This window comes from Catellatospora methionotrophica, from assembly GCF_011297335.1.
Lineage (GTDB): Bacteria > Actinomycetota > Actinomycetes > Mycobacteriales > Micromonosporaceae > Catellatospora > Catellatospora methionotrophica.
In genome coordinates, this window is sequence record NZ_JAAOTJ010000008.1 from 109679 (window position 1) to 126451 (window position 16773).

The 16773-nt window shown below is 72.0% G+C and carries 15 protein-coding genes; 7 read left to right on the forward strand and 8 right to left on the reverse strand.

Annotation, left to right across the window (positions count from 1 at the left end; all coding sequences use genetic code 11):
- Nucleotides 1–82 precede the first annotated feature (82 nt).
- From ybaK to HAV40_RS19825, 6 genes are all read left to right on the forward strand, one after another.
- On the forward strand, nucleotides 83–562 hold the full coding sequence (ybaK, locus tag HAV40_RS19800; RefSeq protein ID WP_166383390.1) for a Cys-tRNA(Pro) deacylase: 480 nt from the start codon (nucleotides 83–85) through the stop codon (nucleotides 560–562).
- Between the two features lie 756 nt (nucleotides 563–1318).
- Complete coding sequence (locus tag HAV40_RS19805) at nucleotides 1319–2404, forward strand: sugar ABC transporter substrate-binding protein (RefSeq protein WP_166383392.1); 1086 nt, start codon at nucleotides 1319–1321, stop codon at nucleotides 2402–2404.
- Nucleotides 2405–2502: 98 nt separating this feature from the next.
- Nucleotides 2503–3273 carry an ATP-binding cassette domain-containing protein gene (locus HAV40_RS19810; protein ID WP_166383394.1) on the forward strand — a complete coding sequence of 257 codons (771 nt, stop codon included), beginning with the start codon at nucleotides 2503–2505 and terminating at the stop codon, nucleotides 3271–3273.
- A gap of 116 nt (nucleotides 3274–3389) precedes the next feature.
- A complete protein-coding gene (locus HAV40_RS19815; RefSeq protein WP_166383685.1) occupies nucleotides 3390–4535 on the forward strand; it encodes a sugar ABC transporter permease in 1146 nt (381 codons plus the stop codon).
- A 28-nt stretch (nucleotides 4536–4563) separates the two neighbouring features.
- Complete coding sequence (locus tag HAV40_RS19820) at nucleotides 4564–5739, forward strand: ROK family transcriptional regulator (RefSeq protein WP_166383396.1); 1176 nt, start codon at nucleotides 4564–4566, stop codon at nucleotides 5737–5739.
- A gap of 42 nt (nucleotides 5740–5781) precedes the next feature.
- Nucleotides 5782–6768 (forward strand): DNA adenine methylase, encoded by a 987-nt coding sequence (locus tag HAV40_RS19825; protein WP_166383398.1) that lies wholly within the window; start codon nucleotides 5782–5784, stop codon nucleotides 6766–6768.
- 89 nt (nucleotides 6769–6857) lie between these two features.
- Here HAV40_RS19825 and HAV40_RS19830 read toward each other — a convergent pair whose 3' ends face one another.
- The 8 genes from HAV40_RS19830 to tsaB all read right to left on the reverse strand — a co-directional run bounded on the left by HAV40_RS19830 (nucleotide 6858) and on the right by tsaB (nucleotide 15427).
- Entirely contained in the window at nucleotides 6858–8597 is a 1740-nt protein-coding gene (locus HAV40_RS19830) for an ABC transporter ATP-binding protein (protein WP_166383400.1), read from the reverse strand.
- A complete protein-coding gene (locus tag HAV40_RS19835; RefSeq protein WP_166383402.1) occupies nucleotides 8594–10306 on the reverse strand; it encodes an ABC transporter ATP-binding protein in 1713 nt (570 codons plus the stop codon). Before HAV40_RS19835 ends, HAV40_RS19830 begins: the two co-directional genes overlap by 4 nt.
- A 55-nt stretch (nucleotides 10307–10361) precedes the next feature.
- Nucleotides 10362–11051, reverse strand: coding sequence for an HAD family hydrolase (locus HAV40_RS19840; RefSeq protein WP_166383404.1), 690 nt, complete (start codon nucleotides 11049–11051; stop codon nucleotides 10362–10364).
- A 59-nt stretch (nucleotides 11052–11110) separates the two neighbouring features.
- On the reverse strand, nucleotides 11111–12730 hold the full coding sequence (locus HAV40_RS19845; protein WP_166383406.1) for an alkaline phosphatase D family protein: 1620 nt from the start codon (nucleotides 12728–12730) through the stop codon (nucleotides 11111–11113).
- A gap of 187 nt (nucleotides 12731–12917) precedes the next feature.
- Complete coding sequence (locus HAV40_RS19850) at nucleotides 12918–13172, reverse strand: hypothetical protein (protein WP_166383408.1); 255 nt, start codon at nucleotides 13170–13172, stop codon at nucleotides 12918–12920.
- Between the two features lie 26 nt (nucleotides 13173–13198).
- Nucleotides 13199–14248, reverse strand: coding sequence for a tRNA (adenosine(37)-N6)-threonylcarbamoyltransferase complex transferase subunit TsaD (gene tsaD / locus HAV40_RS19855; RefSeq protein ID WP_166383410.1), 1050 nt, complete (start codon nucleotides 14246–14248; stop codon nucleotides 13199–13201).
- Nucleotides 14249–14312: 64 nt separating this feature from the next.
- Nucleotides 14313–14753 carry a ribosomal protein S18-alanine N-acetyltransferase gene (gene rimI, locus HAV40_RS19860; protein WP_166383412.1) on the reverse strand — a complete coding sequence of 147 codons (441 nt, stop codon included), beginning with the start codon at nucleotides 14751–14753 and terminating at the stop codon, nucleotides 14313–14315.
- On the reverse strand, nucleotides 14750–15427 hold the full coding sequence (gene tsaB / locus HAV40_RS19865; RefSeq protein WP_166383414.1) for a tRNA (adenosine(37)-N6)-threonylcarbamoyltransferase complex dimerization subunit type 1 TsaB: 678 nt from the start codon (nucleotides 15425–15427) through the stop codon (nucleotides 14750–14752). The genes rimI and tsaB overlap by 4 nt, the downstream gene beginning before the upstream one ends.
- 167 nt (nucleotides 15428–15594) lie before the next feature.
- On the opposite strand from tsaB, the gene alr reads away from it, so the two are divergent.
- A complete protein-coding gene (gene alr, locus HAV40_RS19870) occupies nucleotides 15595–16731 on the forward strand; it encodes an alanine racemase (protein WP_166383416.1) in 1137 nt (378 codons plus the stop codon).
- The last annotated feature ends 42 nt before the right edge of the window (nucleotides 16732–16773 follow it).

Consider the following 16773-nt stretch of genomic DNA (forward strand, 5'->3'; position numbering starts at 1 on the left):
CCGGCACCGTGATCACCGGAGCGCCCCGCGCCGCTGTCGGCGCGGCCCGCCCCGTCGATCGGCGGGGCGGTAGCATCGCGGCGTGGCCAGCCAGGGGACTCCCGCGACAGCACTGCTCACGAAGCAGAAGGTGAAGCACACGCTGCACTCGTACGAGGTCTCGCCCGACTCCCCCAACTACGGCGCGCTGGTCGCCGACGCGATCGGGGCCGACCCGGCACGGGTGTTCAAGACACTGGTCACCGAGGTCGACGGCGCGCTGACCGTCGCCGTGGTGCCGGTGACCGGCGAGATCGACCTGAAGGCCCTCGCCGCGGCGGCGGGCGGCAAGAAAGCGGCGATGGCCGACCGCGACCTGGCCGAGAAGACCACCGGATACGTCCGCGGCGGCATCAGCCCACTCGGCCAGCGCAAACGCCTCCCCACGGTGATCGACCAGTCGGCCCTCGACGGCGACCTGATCTACGTCTCCGCAGGCAAGCGCGGCCTCCAACTCCGCCTCGCCCCCGCCGACCTGGTCCGCCTCACCTCAGCCACCCTCGCCCCCATAGCCCGCCCCTAACCCCGCCACCCCCGCCGCGACTCCCAGCCCCTCCCCGCGCGCGCCCCATCACCGCACCCGCGTGCGCGGCTAGCGCGGCCCTCGCCGTGCGCGGCTAGCGCTGCCCTCGCCGTGCGCGGCTAGCGCTGCCCCACCGTGCGCGGCTTAGCGCGGCGCTCGCCTTCGTCGAAGATCGCCGCTCCTGTCGAAGATCGCCGTTTCGTGCCGAAACCTGCGGTGGAGCCAGACTTTTTGACCCGAAACAGCGATCTCCCTGACCCGAAACAGCGATCTCGACCCGACCGCCCTTCGGCCGACCCCGCCGTCTCCGTCACATTCCGTTACAAGTAGCGGCTACCAGGGCAGCCTGAAGGCGCAACTCCTTAAGAGTTGCGACAGGGGGACGGGCCGCGTCGGGCTCGGAGCGGCGAGGCGGGTTGGGGACTGTCGGCTGGATCACGTTGATCTTGTGGGGCGGTTGTCCAATTGCCGGGATTGGGTGTGTCGTGCCCGTGATTTGCGCAAGATCGGCGCTTCGGGAAAGGGCAGCGAGCGGGCGGGTTACGGGGACGTTGCTGAATTGTTATTGCCAACAACAAACCTTGGGCTTGCGCGTTTGCATTTGTTGCGCATACGTTGTCGCACACAACAAAACCCCGTGTGACCGGCCTCACGCACTGATGAACGCTGTTGGACTCGCCTGGAACCGGAACCCGGCGGGGCCGCCCGCACCACCTGAATACTCATACCCCTGAATCCGAGAGGATTTGAGCAACGATGCGCAAAGGGATCCTGGCTGTAGCCATGACCGGCCTGATGGCCGTCAGCGGCTTGGCCGCCTGTGCGGAAGACACCGAGCCCGGCGACGCGAAGACGCCGTTCATCGGCGTCATCCTGCCGGACAGCAAGTCCTCGGCCCGCTGGGAGACCGCGGACCGCAAGTACCTGAAGGAGGCGTTCGAGAAGGCGGGTGTCAAGTACGACATCCAGAACGCCCAGGACGACAAGACCGCGTTCCAGAGCATCGCGGACCAGATGATCACCAAGGGCGTCACCGTCCTGGTCATCGTCAACCTCGACTCCGGCACCGGCAAGGCCGTGCTGGACAAGGCTGCGGCGCAGGGCATTCCGACGATCGACTACGACCGGCTCACGCTGGGCGGCAACGCGAAGTACTACGTGTCCTTCGACAACGTCGCGGTCGGTCGCCTGCAGGGTGAGGGCCTGGTCAAGTGCCTCACCGAGAAGGGCGCCAAGACCCCGGCCATCGCGCAGCTGAACGGCTCGCCGACGGACAACAACGCGACCCTCTTCAAGGAGGGCGGCGTGTCGGTGCTGAAGCCGAAGTACGACGCCAAGGAGTACACCCTGGCTGCCGACCAGCCCGTGCCGGGCTGGGACAACGCGCAGGGCGGCGTGATCTTCGAGCAGATGCTGACCCAGGCGAACGGCAAGATCGACGGCGTGCTCGCGGCGAACGACGGCCTCGGCAACGCGGCGATCTCCGTGCTGAAGAAGAACAAGCTCAACGGCAAGGTCCCGGTCACCGGCCAGGACGCCACCGTGCAGGGCCTGCAGAACATCCTCCTCGGCGACCAGTGCATGACCGTGTACAAGGCCGTCAAGAAGGAGGCCGACGCGACCGCCGAGCTGGCGATCGCCCTGGCCAAGGGTGAGACCAAGACCGTCTCGCAGACCACCAAGGACTCGGAGACCGGCAAGGACGTTCCCTCGGTCCTGCTGGAGCCGCAGGCGATCTACTTCAACAACGTGAAGGACGTCGTCACCGACGGCTACGTCACCAAGGCGGAGCTGTGCACCGCCGACTTCGCGGCCAAGTGCACCGAGGCCGGCATCAGCTGACCTGCGTGCTCAACCAGAATGTGGTCCCTGGGGGTCGCAAGGCACCCCGGGGACCACGTCTGTGGAACAGGCAGTAACCCCTCGAACGGAGCGCCCGGATGGGAACCCCTCTACTCGAACTGCGTGGGATCAACAAGAGCTTCGGCCCGGTGCAGGTGCTGCGGGACGTCGCCTTCCAGGTCCACCCAGGCGAGGTAACCGCACTCGTCGGCGACAACGGCGCCGGCAAGTCAACGCTGGTCAAGTGCATCGGCGGGATCTACCCCAGCGACTCGGGCGAATACCTGATGGAGGGTAAGCCCGTCCACGTGCACAACCCCCGCGACGCCGCGAGCCACGGCGTCGAGATCGTCTACCAGGACCTCGCTCTCTGCGACAACCTGGACATCGTCCAGAACATGTTCCTGGGCCGCGAGAAGAAGAGCGGCATGATCCTCGACGAGCCGACGATGGAGCAGCTCGCCCAGCAGACGCTGGCCAGCCTGTCCGTGCGTACCGTCAAATCGGTGCGCCAGCAGGTGTCGAGCCTGTCCGGCGGCCAGCGGCAGACCGTGGCCATCGCCAAGGCCGTGCTCTGGAACAGCAAGCTGGTCATCCTCGACGAGCCCACCGCGGCCCTGGGCGTGGCGCAGACCCAGCAGGTGCTGGAGCTGGTCCGCCGCCTGGCTGACAACGGTCTGGCCGTTGTACTGATCTCCCACAACATGAACGACGTGTTCGCTGTCTCCGACCGGATCGCGATGCTCTACCTGGGCCGGATGGCAGCCCAGGTGAAGACGTCGGACGTCACCCACTCGCAGGTGGTCGAGCTGATCACCTCTGGCCGCAGCGGCACGCTGGGTCTCGCCGAGGAAGGAGCCGCAGCGTGAGCGCGACCACCACGAACCCCTTCAAGACGGGGCAGAAGATCGCCGTTCCCGCCAAGGACGACGGCGGCCTCTGGGGCTACCTGCGCAACTACGGACAGCGGGTACGCGGCGGCGACATGGGCGCCCTGCCCGCGGTGCTCGGCCTGATCGTGCTGTCGATCATCTTCTCGGTGGCCCGGCCGTCCTTCTTCACCCCGGCGAACTTCGCCAACCTGCTCACCCAGGCCGGTCCGATCGTCGTCATCGGCATGGGCCTGGTCTTCGTACTGCTGCTCGGGGAGATCGACCTGAGCGCGGGCTTCGCCTCCGGCGTCTGCGCCGCGGTGCTCGCGATCCTGCTGACCACGCACGGCTACCCCTGGTACGTCGGGGTGGCCGCGGCGATCGTCACGGGTGTCGTGATCGGCCTGCTGCTGGGCTTCCTGGTGGCCAAGGTCGGCATCCCCTCCTTCGTGGTCACCCTGGCCGCGTTCCTGGGTTTCCAGGGCGTGGTGCTGTGGCTGCTCGACGAGGGCACCAACATCTCGGTCCGCAACGACGTCATCATCTCGCTGGAGAACGAGTACATGCCGCCGCTGGTCGGCTGGGCCCTGGCCGCGCTGATGGTGCTCGGCTTCGCCGCCACGCAGCTGATCCAGCAGCGCAACCGCCGCCGCCGTGGGCTGCCCGTGCTGCTGTGGCAGGTCGTCGCGTTCCGTGTGGTGGGCCTCGCGGTGCTGGTCGGCATCGCGGTCGCGGTGCTGAACGAGGAGCGCAGCCGCAACGCGCTGTTCTCGCTCAAGGGCGTGCCGATCGTGGTGCCCGTCGTCGGCGTGCTCCTGCTGCTGTGGACGTTCGTACTGCGCCGCACCGCGTTCGGCCGCCACATCTACGCCGTCGGCGGCAACCGTGAGGCGGCCCGCCGCGCCGGTATCGCGGTGGACCGCATCCGCATCTCCGCGTTCGTCATCTGCTCGGCGATGGCGGCGGTCGGCGGCATCCTGGCGGCCAGCATGGCGCGCTCCGTCGACCCGAACACCGGCGGCTCGAACGTGCTGCTGTACGCGGTCGCCGCGGCCGTCATCGGCGGCACCAGCCTCTTCGGCGGCAAGGGCCGTGTGCTCGACGCCGTGCTGGGCGGCCTGGTGATCACGATGATCATCAACGGCATGGGCCTGGTCGGCTGGAGCTCGGCGTACAAGTACGTTGCCACCGGCATCGTGCTCCTGCTGGCGGCGAGCGTCGACGCCTTCTCGCGGCGCCGTGCGGCCGCGAGCAGCTGACCGACGTACGCCTGTCAACGGGAGAATCATGCGAGCGGGACCGAGCCAGGAGGAGATCCGGCGGCAGAACCTCGGCGCGTTGCTGCGGTTCGTGCACGTACGCGGCTCCATCTCCCGCGCCGAGCTCACCTCGGAACTCGGTCTCAACCGCTCCACCATCGGCGCCCTCACCGCTGACCTGGCCGCTGTCGGCCTGGTCAGCGAGGAGGCGCCGCGGGAGACCGGCCGCGCCGGCCGCCCGTCGCTGGTGGTGCGCCCGTCCTCGGAACTGGTCTACGCCTACGCCGCGAGCGTGGAGGTGGACCGGGTCCGGGTGGCGCGGGTCGGGCTGGGCGGCGTCATCCTCGATCAGCGGGAGGCGCCGCGCCCGCGCGGCGAGGCCATCGAGGCGGTACGCCCGGTCGCCGAGTTCGTCGCGCAGATGGCCGAGAACGTCAAGCCGCAGGCCCGCTGCATCGGGGCCGGTATCGCCGTGTGCGGGCTGGTCCGCCGCGAGGACGGCCTGGTCCGCCTCGGGCCGCATCTGGGCTGGCTGGACGAGCCGCTCGGGCACGCGCTGCAGGACCGGCTGCCCGACCTGCTACCGCAGGTCGCCGTCGGCAACGTGGCGGACCTGTGCGCGCTGGCCGAGCACACCCGCGGTGTCGCGGTGGGCTGCGACAACATCATCTACATGTACGGCGACGTCGGCGTCGGCGCGGGCATCATCGCGGGCGGTCGCCGGGTCACCGGGCACGGCGGCTACGGCGGCGAGGTCGGCCACATGGTCGTCAACCCGCACGGCCGCCCCTGCGGCTGCGGCTCCCGGGGCTGCTGGGAGACCGAGATCGGCGAGCACGCGCTGCTGCACGCCGCGGGCCGCGACACCGCCCTGGGCAACGCGGCCGTGCTGGCCGTGGTCGAGGCCGCCGCCCGTGGCGACGCGACCGCGCAGATGGCGGTGCGCCAGGTCGGCGACTGGCTCGGCTTCGGCGTGGCGAACCTGGTCAACATCTTCAACCCGGAGCTGGTCATCTTCGGCGGCACCCTGCGCGACGTGTACCTGGCCGCCGCGGCGCAGGTGCGCAGCCGCCTGAACAGCATCGGCCTGCCCGCCACCCGCGAGCACGTCCGGCTGCGCACACCCAAGCTGGGCGGGGACGCCGCGCTGCTGGGCGCGGCGGAACTCGCCTTCGAGCAGTTGCTGGCCGACCCGCTCGGGTGAATACCGGCCGGTAGCCCGAGCCATCCAGCACAATGGATGGTCGTGCCGGTCACTCTCCCACCCCGCCGCCTGCCCGGCCTCGCCGACGCGCCCCACGCGATCCCGTACCAGGGCAGCAAGCGCCGGCTCGCGCACGCGATCGTGCCGCTGCTCCCGCCCGACACCGCACGGCTGCTGGAGCCGTTCGCCGGGTCGGCCGCCGTCGCCATCGCCGCCCGGCACCTGCGCATCGGCGAGACCGCCGAGATCAGCGACGTGAACGAGCCGCTGATGCGGCTGTGGCAGCGGGTGCTGGCCGAGCCGCTGGCGCTGGCCGCCGACTACGAGCGGCTGTGGCACGAGCAGCTGACCGACCCGAAGGCGTACTACGACGCGGTGCGCACCCGTTTCAACGAGACCCACGAGCCGCACTGCCTGCTCTACCTGCTCGCCCGCTGCGTCAAGGCGGCGGTGCGCTACAACCGCGAGGGCGGCTTCAACCAGGGCCCCGACCGGCGGCGGCTGGGCGCGCGCCCCGACGCGATGCGGCTCCGGCTGACCGCGACCGCCCGCGTGCTGACCGGCTGCCGCGCGTACACCGCCGACTACGCCGACGTGCTGAGCCGGGCATGCCCTGATGACGTGGTTTACCTCGACCCGCCGTACCAGGGCGTGAGTCAGGCGCGCGACCACCGGTACATGGCCGGGATGCCGCGGGAGGCGTTCGTGGCGCGGCTGCGCGAGGCGGTCACCCGGGGGACGTCGTTCCTGCTGTCGTACGACGGGCTGTCCCGCGACGGCGACGCCGCCGAGCGCACCTACGGCGACCCGCTCCCCACCGACCTGGGCCTGCTCCACCTGCACCTCGACGCGGGCACGTCCTCCCAGGCCACCCTCAACGGCCGCCACACCCGCACCGTCGAGTCCCTCTACCTCTCCCCCGCCCTGGCCACCCGCCTCGGCGGCCCCGCCGCCGTCCACGAGTCGCTGACCGCCCCGGTCACCGAGCCCCGTGCCGCGCCAGCCGCTGGCACCCCCCGCCTCGAATAGACGCTGGCCTATTACATCGAAAAAACGTAGATCATATTCGATGTAATAGGCCAGCGTCTATGGCAAACAGGCGCGACAACGGCCCCGGCTCAGCTCTGCCAGGAGCGCCAGAGGGCGGCGTAGGAGCCGTCGGCGGCCACCAGTTCGTCGTGCGAGCCGAGTTCGGCGATGCGGCCGTCCTCGACCACGGCCACCCGGTCCGCATCGTGCGCGGAGAACAGCCGGTGCGCGATCGCGATCACGGTTCGCCCGTCCAGCACGGCGGCCAGCGAGCGTTCGAGGTGCCGGGCCGCGCGCGGGTCGATCAGCGACGTCGCCTCGTCCAGTACGAGGGTGTGCGGGTCGGCCAGCACGAGCCGGGCCAGCGCGAGCTGCTGCGCCTGCGCGGGCGACACCTCGTGTCTTCCCCCACCGACCTCGGTGGACAGCCCCTCGGGCAGCTCGTCCACCCAGTCCAGCGCGTCGACCGCGGCCAGCGCCTCACGCAGCCGCTCCTCGGACGCGTCCGGCCGGGCCAGGGCCAGGTTGTCGCGCAGCGTGCCGACGAAGACGTGATGCTCCTGGGTGACGAGCGCGACGTGCCCGCGCAGCTCCTCCAGGGGCAGTTCGACCAGCGGCGCGCCGCCGACGGCGACGGAGCCCGTCCGGGGCCCGTCGATCCCGGCCAGCAGCCGGCCCAGCGTCGACTTGCCCGCTCCGGACGGGCCGACCATGGCCAGCCGCTCGCCGGGCGCGATGGACAGGTCGACGCCGTGCAGCACGTCGCGGCCCGCGGTGTACGCGTACCGCACGTCGGTCGCGGTCAGCCGCTCGGAGTCGGGGCGTACGCCGGTGGCCTGGCGGTCGTCGGCGATCTCGGCCACGCCGAGCAGCCGGGCCAGCGACGTCGCGCCGACCTGCAGCTCGTCGGCCCAGCCGAGGAGCCGGTCGATCGGCTCGATGAGCTGCTGCACGTAGAACACGGCCGTGACGACCAGCGCCAGCGGCACCCAGCCCTTGATGTAGAACCAGCCGCCCAGCAGCAGCGTCGCCGCCACGGGCAGGGTGAAGCCGAGGTCGACGACCGGCCAGAAGAATGTGCGCAGCCGCAGTGTGCCCCGCTCGGCGTGGTACTGCTCGCGCAGGTCGTGGTCGGTGCGGGCGATGCGGCGGCCGCCGGTGCGCAGCGCCTCGGTGGTGCGCGCGCCGTCGAAGGTCTCCGTGAGCCCGTCGATGACCTCGGATGAGGCGGCGTTCTCGCGCAGGTAGGCCTTGGGCGCTCGGCGCAGGTACCAGCGCGCGCCGCCGACGATGATGGGCGCGCCGACCAGGCACGGCAGCGCCAGCAGCGGCGACAGCCAGACCAGTGCCGCGCCCGTCAGGACGAGCGTGACCAGGGCGATCAGCGTCTCCGGTACGCCGCGGCGCATGCTGTGCGACAGCTGTGCGACATCCCGGCTGGTACGCGTGACGAGGTCGCCGGTGCCCGCCCGCTCGACGGTGGACAGCGGGATGGCCAGCACCCGGTCGACGAACTCCTCGCGCAGCTCGGCCAGCACCCGTTCGCCCAGCGTCGCCGACGCGAACGCGGCGAACCGCGTCAGCACGGCCTGCACCAGCACGAACGTCACCAGCGCGAGGGCGATGCCGTCGACGGTCGACAGCGTCATCCCGTTGCCGATGCCGCCGATCAGCCGCCCGAGCAGGTACGGCGTGACGAGGCCGGACAGCGCGGCGAAGCCGTGCAGCACCACGACGCGGGCGAGCGCCCCGGTGTGCCGTCGTACCAGCTGCCGGGCATACCGGCGCACCGCGGCCGCGTCCGCGACCGGCAACTGCACCCTGCTCATGCTGTCTCCTCGTCGACGCTGCGGGTCACCACGGCGCGGTAGCGGGGTTCGGCGGCCAGCAGCTCGCGGTGGGTGCCCTCGGCGATGACCTTGCCGTCGTCGACGAACACGACGTGGTCGGCCTGGTCCAGCAGGAGCGGGCTGGTGGCCGCGAGCAGCGTGGTCCGGCCCTGGCGGGCGGGGCCGACGCGGCGCGCGATCCGGGCCTCGGTGTGCGCGTCGACGGCGCTGGTCGGCTCGACCATGATCAGGATCGGCGCGTCGGCGAGCAGGGCGCGGGCCAGTCGCAACCTCTGCTGCTGACCGCCGGAGAACTCCCGCCCGCGCTCGGCGACGAACGAGGCGAGCCCGTCGGGCAGCGCGTCCAGGACCTCCTCGGCGCTGGCCGTACGCAGCGCCGCCAGGATCTGCTCGTTGCCGGCCGCGCCGGTGGGGTCCAGTTCCTCGCGCAGCGGCCCGCTGAACAGCCGGGCGTTGTTGTCGGCGACCAGGATGCGGGCACGCACCTCGTCGCGGGTCGCGGCGGACAGCGGCACCCCGCCCAGGGTCACCTCGCCCTCGGTGTACCGGCCGAGCCGGTCGGCGATCTCGATGGCGTCCTCGGGCCGGTCCGCGACCAGCACGGTCAGCACGCCGGGCCGCACCGACAGGCCGGACTTCACGTCCACCAGCGCGCCGTGCTCGGGCAGCGGCCGGGGCGACGCCGGGGCGGTGATCTCCGGTGCGAGCCGCAGCACCTTGAGCACCCGGCCCGCCGAGACGTGGCCGCGCGTCATCTTCTCCAGCATCTCCGCGAGTGTGCGCAGCGGCATCACCAGGAACGCGGCGTACCCGTAGAAGCTGGCCAGCTCGCCGGGCTGGATCTCGCCGCCGACCGCCAGGCGCGCGCCGAGCCAGGTGACCAGGGCCAGGAACAGTCCGGGCATCAGCACCTGGATCGACTCCAGCAGCGAGTCGATGCGCGCCGCGCGCACCCCGGCCTCGCGCAGCTGCTGCGACTGGACCCGGTAGCGCTCGGCGAAGACCTGCTCGCCGCCGATGCCGCGCAGCACGCGCAGCCCGGCGACGATGTCGACGGCCCGGCCGGTCAGCGCGCCCTGCTGGTCGCGATACGCCTGCTGGCGGCGGTGCAGCGGTTTGATGAGCAGGCTCACCACCGCCATCTGCACCGGCACGCCGAGCAGCACCACCAGGCCGAGCTTGACCGACGCGGTCAGCAGGATGACGGTGACCGTGATCAGGCTGACGATCGCGGCGGAGCCGCGCGCGGTGATGTCGAGCGCGTTGCCGATGTGGCTGGTGTCGGCGGCGCCGATGGCGACGACCTCGCCGGTGGCCATCCGCCGGGGCAGGGTCGCGCCGAGCCGGTTGGCGTGCCGGACCACGGCCTGCACGGTGCGGAAGTTCGCCGACATCCAGTTGAAGACCGCGTTGCGGTGGCGCATGATGCCGCTGCCCGCCTGGATCAGCCCCAGCACGAGGAACGCCCCGGCCCAGCGGGCCAGGGCGGAGGTGTCCTTGGTGGTGATGCCGGCATCGATGGCCTTACCGATGACCATGGGTATCAGCGCGCCCACCAGCATCCAGGTGATGCCGAAGAACATGCCGAACGCGATGGTCCGGAACTGGCTTCGGGCCAGCCACCACAGATACCGGGTGGCTGACCTGCTGTCGGGGGTGCCGGGATCGGCCAGAGGTAAGGAACGCATAGCGGAGCCGAACTTACTAGGCGGCCCTGCCGAACGCCACCGGTTTTCCCGGCATTCAGGCAGCCAGCAGCCCCGGCAGGTCGCCCAGACGGGTGATGGTCTCCCCTTGCCAGCCCGGATCGCTGTCGGCGTGCTCGACGGTGCGCACCACCCGCATGCCCAGCGCCGCGGCGGCGGCCAGCTCGCCTCCGTGCCCGTCGCCGACGTAGACGCACTCCTGCGGCGGCACGCCCAGGTCGCCGCAGACCTTGAGGAACAGCACCGGGTCGGGCTTGGTCACGCCGAGCAGGCAGGAGAAACCCGCGACGTCGAAGCGCGGCGCGAGCGGCTGCTCCCGCCACAGCGTCACCGTCTCCGTCGAGCAGTTGGTGACCAGCCCCAGCGGGTGGCCCGCCGCACGCAGCGTGTCCAGCACCGACAGCACCGCCGCCGAGGGCCACAGCAGCTCGCGGGTGAACCGCAGCCGGGCCACCTCCGCGAAGCGCACGGCCGGGTCCGTCGGCTCGCCGCCCAGCCGGTATGCCAGCGTGCGGATCGTCTCGCCGAGCGTGCCGAACTCGCCGCGCATCCGGGCCTGCATGGTGCCCCGGAACAGGGTGGCGAACCGGGCCGGGTCCACGCCCAGCGCCGTGGCCATGCGTCGGCTGACCTCGTCGCGCTGCGCCGGTGTCCGATCCGGGATCAGCGTTTCGTAGAGGTCGAACAGGATCGCGCCCCGCCGACGCGCCCTCCGGATGTCCAGCACGCGCAGAGGTTACCGGAGGGTGGGACGCTCGCGGCACCTCCGCTCGGCCCCATATCGCGTCACGGACGTTCCGTCTCCGCCCACACCGTATGGTCCGCCTGGTCCTGCGGCGACAGGCTCTGCGGCCCGGCGAACGGGCGCAGGTAGCGGCGCTGCAGGCCGGGCACCCCGTCGGCGATCACGAAGCCCGCCTTGCGCTGCGCGGGCGCTCCGGCGCGGTGCACGTACGGCAGGGTCATGAAGTCCGCGGACAGTTCGGCGGGCGTGACCGTGGCCCGCACGTAGCCGCGCTGGCCGTTGTAGAAGCGCAGGTGCTTGTTGTGGCCCAGGAACGGGTGCGTCGCCGGGTCCGAGTCGGCGCCGTCGCCGCCCGTGGTCAGCGAGGTGCAGATCAGCTCCGAGCCGACCACCGGCGCGTGCGGGTCGGCGAAGTCGAGTTTCACGTCGGCCGCCCAGTGCGCGTGTACGTCCCCGGTGAGCACCACCGCGTTGCGGACCTTCGCGTCGAGCCAGCCCTGCACGACGCGCCGCCGCGAGGCCGCGTACCCGTCCCAGGCGTCCTGGCTCGTGCTCAGCACCGGACCGGGATCACGGTCGCGCTGTGCGAAGAACACCTGCTGGGCGAGCACGTCCCAGGTCGCGCCGCTACGCCGGAGGCCCTCCAGCAGCCACTTCTCCTGCGCCGCGCCGAGGATCGAACGGGCCGGGTCGCTCGCCGCCGGGCAGTCCCGGTAGCCGTCGCCGCAGCCCTGGTCGTCGCGGTACTGCCGGGTGTCGAGCAGGTGGAAGGTGGCCAGCTGTCCCCAGCGCACCCGGCGGTGCAGCGGCAGCACCGTGCCGCGCGGCTGCCGGGCGTTGCGCAGCGGCATGTTCTCCCAGTACGCCCGCATCGCCGCGGTGCGCCGCCGCTCGAAACGCGGGTTCGGCCGCTCCGGCACCGGGCCTGCCCAGTTGTTGTCCACCTCGTGGTCGTCGAACACCACCGCCCACGGCGCGACCGCGTGCGCCGCCTGCAGATCCGGGTCGAGCTTGTACTGCGCGAAGCGCTGCCGGTAGTCGGCCAGCGTCTGCGTCTCCGGGCCCGCGTGGTCGCGTACGTTGCCGCTCGGCGCGTTGTAGACCCCGGCCGCGTACTCGTACACGTAGTCGCCCAGGTGCACGATCAGCTCCGGTTCGGACTCCGCGATCCGGCGGTAGCCGGTGAAGAAGCCGTGCTCGTACTGCGCGCAGGACAGGAACGCCAGCTCCAGGGACGTCGGCAGGGTGGCGCGCGACGGCGCGGTGCGGGTGCGCCCGGTGGGTGAGGTCCAGCGGTCGACGCCGAAGCGGTAGAAGTACTCGCGGCCGGGTTCCAGGCCCCGGGGCTCGACGTGCACGCTGTGCGCCCAGGACGGCTCCGCCCAGGACATGCCGGACGCGGCGAGGCGGGTGAAGTGCTCGTCGTGGGCGACCTGCCACCAGACCTCGTACGCCCGGTCGGCCATGCCCCCGAGCCCGTCCTCGGCCATCGGCGACACCGCCAGCCGGGTCCAGATCACGAACCCGTCCGGCGTCGGATCACCCGAGGCGATCCCCAGCGTGAACGGATCGACCGCGGGCCCCTCGGCACTGGCCGGCCGCCCGAACAACCCGGCCACGACCACAGCGCCGCCGACCAGCACACCCCGCCGAGAAACCATACGCACCCCACCTGACCAGGGGGTGGCTCTCATCGTCGCTGCCCACCGCCCCCGCCGCGACGACGCCACGCCGCAGCCGATGGCACGCCAGCCTCTGGGCAAGATCGCTGTTTCAGGTCAGAAGGTGAGGTGGGACCGCAGATCTTGACACGAAACGACGATCACCAGGCGAACCGCGACGCCGGGGTCAGCGATCGACGGGGGCGAAGTCCCAGACGTGGGGCGAGCGGGCCGCGAGGCCGTCGGGTGGGTCGGCCAGCGGGCGGGGCTCGCCGCGCCAGCGCGAGATCACCACGACGCGCAGGTCGGTGGAGGAGAACACCTCACTCGCGATGTGCAGCGGCTCCACCTCCAGCCGTGGCACCGCCTCGTCGCACACCCACGCCAGCAGATCCGTGAAGGTACGCGGATAGGCGCGCACCTCCCACATACGCACGATCACGTCGTCGCCCTCAGCACCGGGCAAAGTTACACCCCGACGAGCGTGAGCGGCATCGCGGAGTCCGCCGCGAAGTCCAGCTTGGACGGTGTGATCCCGGCGGCGACCAGATGCGACCCGAGAGCGGCCACCATGGCCCCGTTGTCGGTGCACAGCTTGGGCCGCGGCACCCGCACGGTGATGCCGTACTCGGCCGCGCGCTCGGCCGCCATCGCCTTGAGCCGCGAGTTCGCCGCCACACCGCCGCCGATGACCAGGGTGTCGATGCCCTGGGTCCGGCAGGCGTCGATCGCCTTGCGGACCAGCACGTCGCAGACCGCGTGCTGGAAGCTCGCCGCCACGTCGTTGACCGGCACCGGCTCGCCCGCCCGCTCCCGCGCCTCGACCCAGCGCGCGACCGCGGTCTTCAGCCCGGAGAACGAGAAGTCGAAGCGGTGCTCGACCAGGTCCTTCGGCCCGGTCAGGCCACGCGGGAAGGTGATCGCCAGCGGGTCGCCGTCGCGGGCCGCCCGGTCGATCGGGGGGCCGCCGGGGAACGGCATGCCCAGCAGCCGAGCGACCTTGTCGAAGGCCTCGCCGGCCGCGTCGTCGATGGTCGCGCCGAGCGGGGTCACCCCACGGGTCAGGTCGTCGACCCGCAGCAGCGACGAGTGCCCGCCCGAGACCAGCAGCGCGATCGCGGGCGCCGGCAGCGGGCCGTGCTCCAGCGTGTCCACCGCGACGTGGGCCGCGAGGTGGTTCACGCCGTAGATCGGCTTCTCGGTGGCCAGCGCCAGGCCCTTGGCCCCGGCGACGCCGACCAGCAGCGCACCGGCCAGGCCGGGACCGGCGGTGACGGCGATGGCGTCGATGTCGGCCAGGGTCACCCCGGCCTCGTCCAGTGCCCGGTGCAGGGTCGGCACCAGCGCCTGCAGGTGCGCGCGGCTGGCCACCTCGGGCACCACGCCGCCGAAGCGGGCGTGCTCGTCGACGCTGGACGCCAGCGCGTCGGCCAGCAGGGTGTGCCCCCGCACGATGCCGACGCCGGTCTCGTCGCAGCTGCTCTCGATCCCCAGGACCAGGGGCTCGCTGGTGCTCACGCTCTCTCCTCGCTGCGCTCACCCGTTGACATGTGCCCGCCACGCCGGTCCGCGGTCGGGCCGCTCACGGCTCTTCCCTTCGCATCACCAGCGCGTCGGTGTTGCTGGGCTGGTAGTAACCCTTGCGGATGCCGACGACCTCGAAGCCGTACGCGGCATACAGCCGCTGCGCGGCCGCGTTGTCGGCGGCGACCTCCAGCAGCACCTGCTTGACCTGGTGACGGCGGCCCTCGGCGAGCAGCGCCTCCAGCAGTGCCCGGCCGATGCCGCGCCGCTGGGCGTCGCGGCGCACCGCGATGTTGTTGACCCAGCCCTCGCCCTGGCCGACGGCCAGCCCGGCGTAGCCGAGCACGGTGCCGTCGTCCTCGGTGGCGATCAGGTAGTGGTGGCCGTTGGCCAGCTCGTTCCAGAACATCGCCGCGGTCCACGCCTCGGCGCCGAACAGGTCGGCCTCCATCGGCAGCAGATCCTCGATCTGCCACCAGCGCAGGCGCTCGATCTTCATCGTTCGCTCGCGGACAGCGCCGGTTTGCGGGCGGACGGCTCGACCGCGTCGGGGCGGCGCAGGTAGAGCGGCGTCAGCGGCTCGCTCGGCGCGCCGTCGCGCACCCGCTGGGCGGCCAGCTCGACGATCGCCGACGGGTCCGGGTAACGCAGGTCACCGGCGGGCAGGCCGAGCACGTCGGCGTACTTCGCCGCGCCCTCGCCGACGGCCGTGATCACCGCGAACCCGGCCAGCCGCGGCGCGACGTCGGCGGGCTTGTCCACGGCGGGGCCGGTCAGCGGGCTGCCGTCGGCGTACACCGCCCAGTAGACCTCGCGCCGTCGGGCGTCGGTGGCCACCAGGGCCCGGCCCGCGGTGCGCAGACCCAGCGCGTCCAGCGTGCCGACGCCGTACGCCGGAATGTTCAGGGCCATGGTGAACGACGCGGCCGTGACCAGGCCGACGCGCAGGCCGGTGAACGGGCCCGGCCCGACCCCGGCGACCACCGCGGCGAGGTCCCGGGGTTTGACCCCGGCCTCGGCCAGCAGCTCGTCGATCTGCGGAGCGAGCAGTTCGCCATGCGCGCGGCCGTCCACCGTCGCCCGCTGCGCCAGCACGGCGTGCCCGGACGGGTGGATCTCGGCCAGCGCCGCCGTCACCGCAGGCGTAGCGGTATCCAACACCAGCACCAACACGCTCCCCACCTTACTGTGCCGCCCCGCCCGCCTTGATGATCATGAGCGTGTGGCGGGACCGGGCGGCGCGTCCCGGACCCGGCTCCATGATCGGTCCGGGCGGCATCACGTGAGACCGGGCGCGGCCCTCGGGGATCCGCCGCGTACTGCTGGGTAGGCTGGGACTCATGTGGCAGGCCGACGCTCAGTCCCAGGTCGTGGTGGACCTCGACGCGATCCGTGCCAACGTGCGCACGCTGCGGTCGAGCACACCCGCCCAGGTGATGGCCGTGGTCAAGGCAGACGGCTACGGGCACGGCATGGTCCCGGCGGCGCGGGCCGCGCTTTCCGGCGGCGCGACCTGGCTCGGTGTGTGCACCCTGGACGAGGCGCTGGGGCTGCGTGACGCGGGCCTGACCGCGCCGGTGCTGGCCTGGCTGTGGCTGCCCGGACAGCCGGTCGGCCGGGCGATCGGATGTGACGTCGATCTCAGCGTGGCCGGGTTGTCGCAGCTCGCGGCGGTCATCGCCGGGGCGCGCGAAGCCGGGCGGGCCGCCCGGATCCACCTCAAGATCGACACCGGGCTGTCCCGTGGCGGCGCGGTCGCCCCGGAGTGGCCGCAGCTCGCCGAGTCCGCCGGCAAGGCGCAGGCCGACGGATACGTCGAGGTCATCGGCGTGTGGAGCCACTTCGCCTGCGCCGACGCCCCAGGACACGAGACCGTCGACCGCCAGCTCGCCGGGTTCACCGACGCGCTCGACGTCGCCAAGCGGCTCGGTGTCGAGCCCCAGCTGCGCCACCTGGCCAACTCCGCGGCCACGCTCACCCGGCCCGACACCCACTTCGACCTGGTCCGCCCCGGCATCGCCACGTACGGCCTGTCGCCGCTGGACGACCCCGCCGTGCGCGCCACGCTGCGCCCGGCGATGACCGCCCACGCCCGGGTCCTGCTGTCCAAGCGCGTGCCCGCCGGGCAGGGCGTCTCCTACGGGCACACCTACGTCACGCAGCGGGAGTCCACCGTCGCGCTGGTGCCGCTCGGCTACGGCGACGGGGTGCCCCGGCACGCCTCCAGCGCCGGGCCGGTGCAGCTCAACGGCGCCCGGTACACCGTCGCCGGGCGGGTCTGCATGGACCAGTTCGTGATCGACGTCGGCGACGCCGAGGTCGCCGAGGGCGACGAGGTCGTGCTGTTCGGGCCCGGTGACGGCGGCGAACCGACCGCCGACGACTGGGCGCAGGCCGCCGGCACCATCAACTACGAGATCGTGACCCGTTTCGGCAGCACCCGGGTGCCGCGGGTCTACCGCGGTGATGCCGCGTGAACCAGCACCCGGCCGGACACGGCAGGCACAGCGACGGGGTGA

Coding starts and splice junctions, on each gene's coding strand:
- HAV40_RS19805 (WP_166383392.1), top strand. CDS start 1,319: ATGCGCAAAGGGATCCTGGCTGTAGCCATGACCGGCCTGATGGCCGTC.
- HAV40_RS19810 (WP_166383394.1), top strand. CDS start 2,503: ATGGGAACCCCTCTACTCGAACTGCGTGGGATCAACAAGAGCTTCGGC.
- HAV40_RS19815 (WP_166383685.1), top strand. CDS start 3,390: ATGGGCGCCCTGCCCGCGGTGCTCGGCCTGATCGTGCTGTCGATCATC.
- HAV40_RS19820 (WP_166383396.1), top strand. CDS start 4,564: ATGCGAGCGGGACCGAGCCAGGAGGAGATCCGGCGGCAGAACCTCGGC.
- HAV40_RS19830 (WP_166383400.1), bottom strand. CDS start 8,597: ATGAGCAGGGTGCAGTTGCCGGTCGCGGACGCGGCCGCGGTGCGCCGG.
- HAV40_RS19835 (WP_166383402.1), bottom strand. CDS start 10,306: ATGCGTTCCTTACCTCTGGCCGATCCCGGCACCCCCGACAGCAGGTCA.
- HAV40_RS19845 (WP_166383406.1), bottom strand. CDS start 12,730: ATGGTTTCTCGGCGGGGTGTGCTGGTCGGCGGCGCTGTGGTCGTGGCC.
- rimI (WP_166383412.1), bottom strand. CDS start 14,753: ATGAAGATCGAGCGCCTGCGCTGGTGGCAGATCGAGGATCTGCTGCCG.
- alr (WP_166383416.1), top strand. CDS start 15,595: ATGTGGCAGGCCGACGCTCAGTCCCAGGTCGTGGTGGACCTCGACGCG.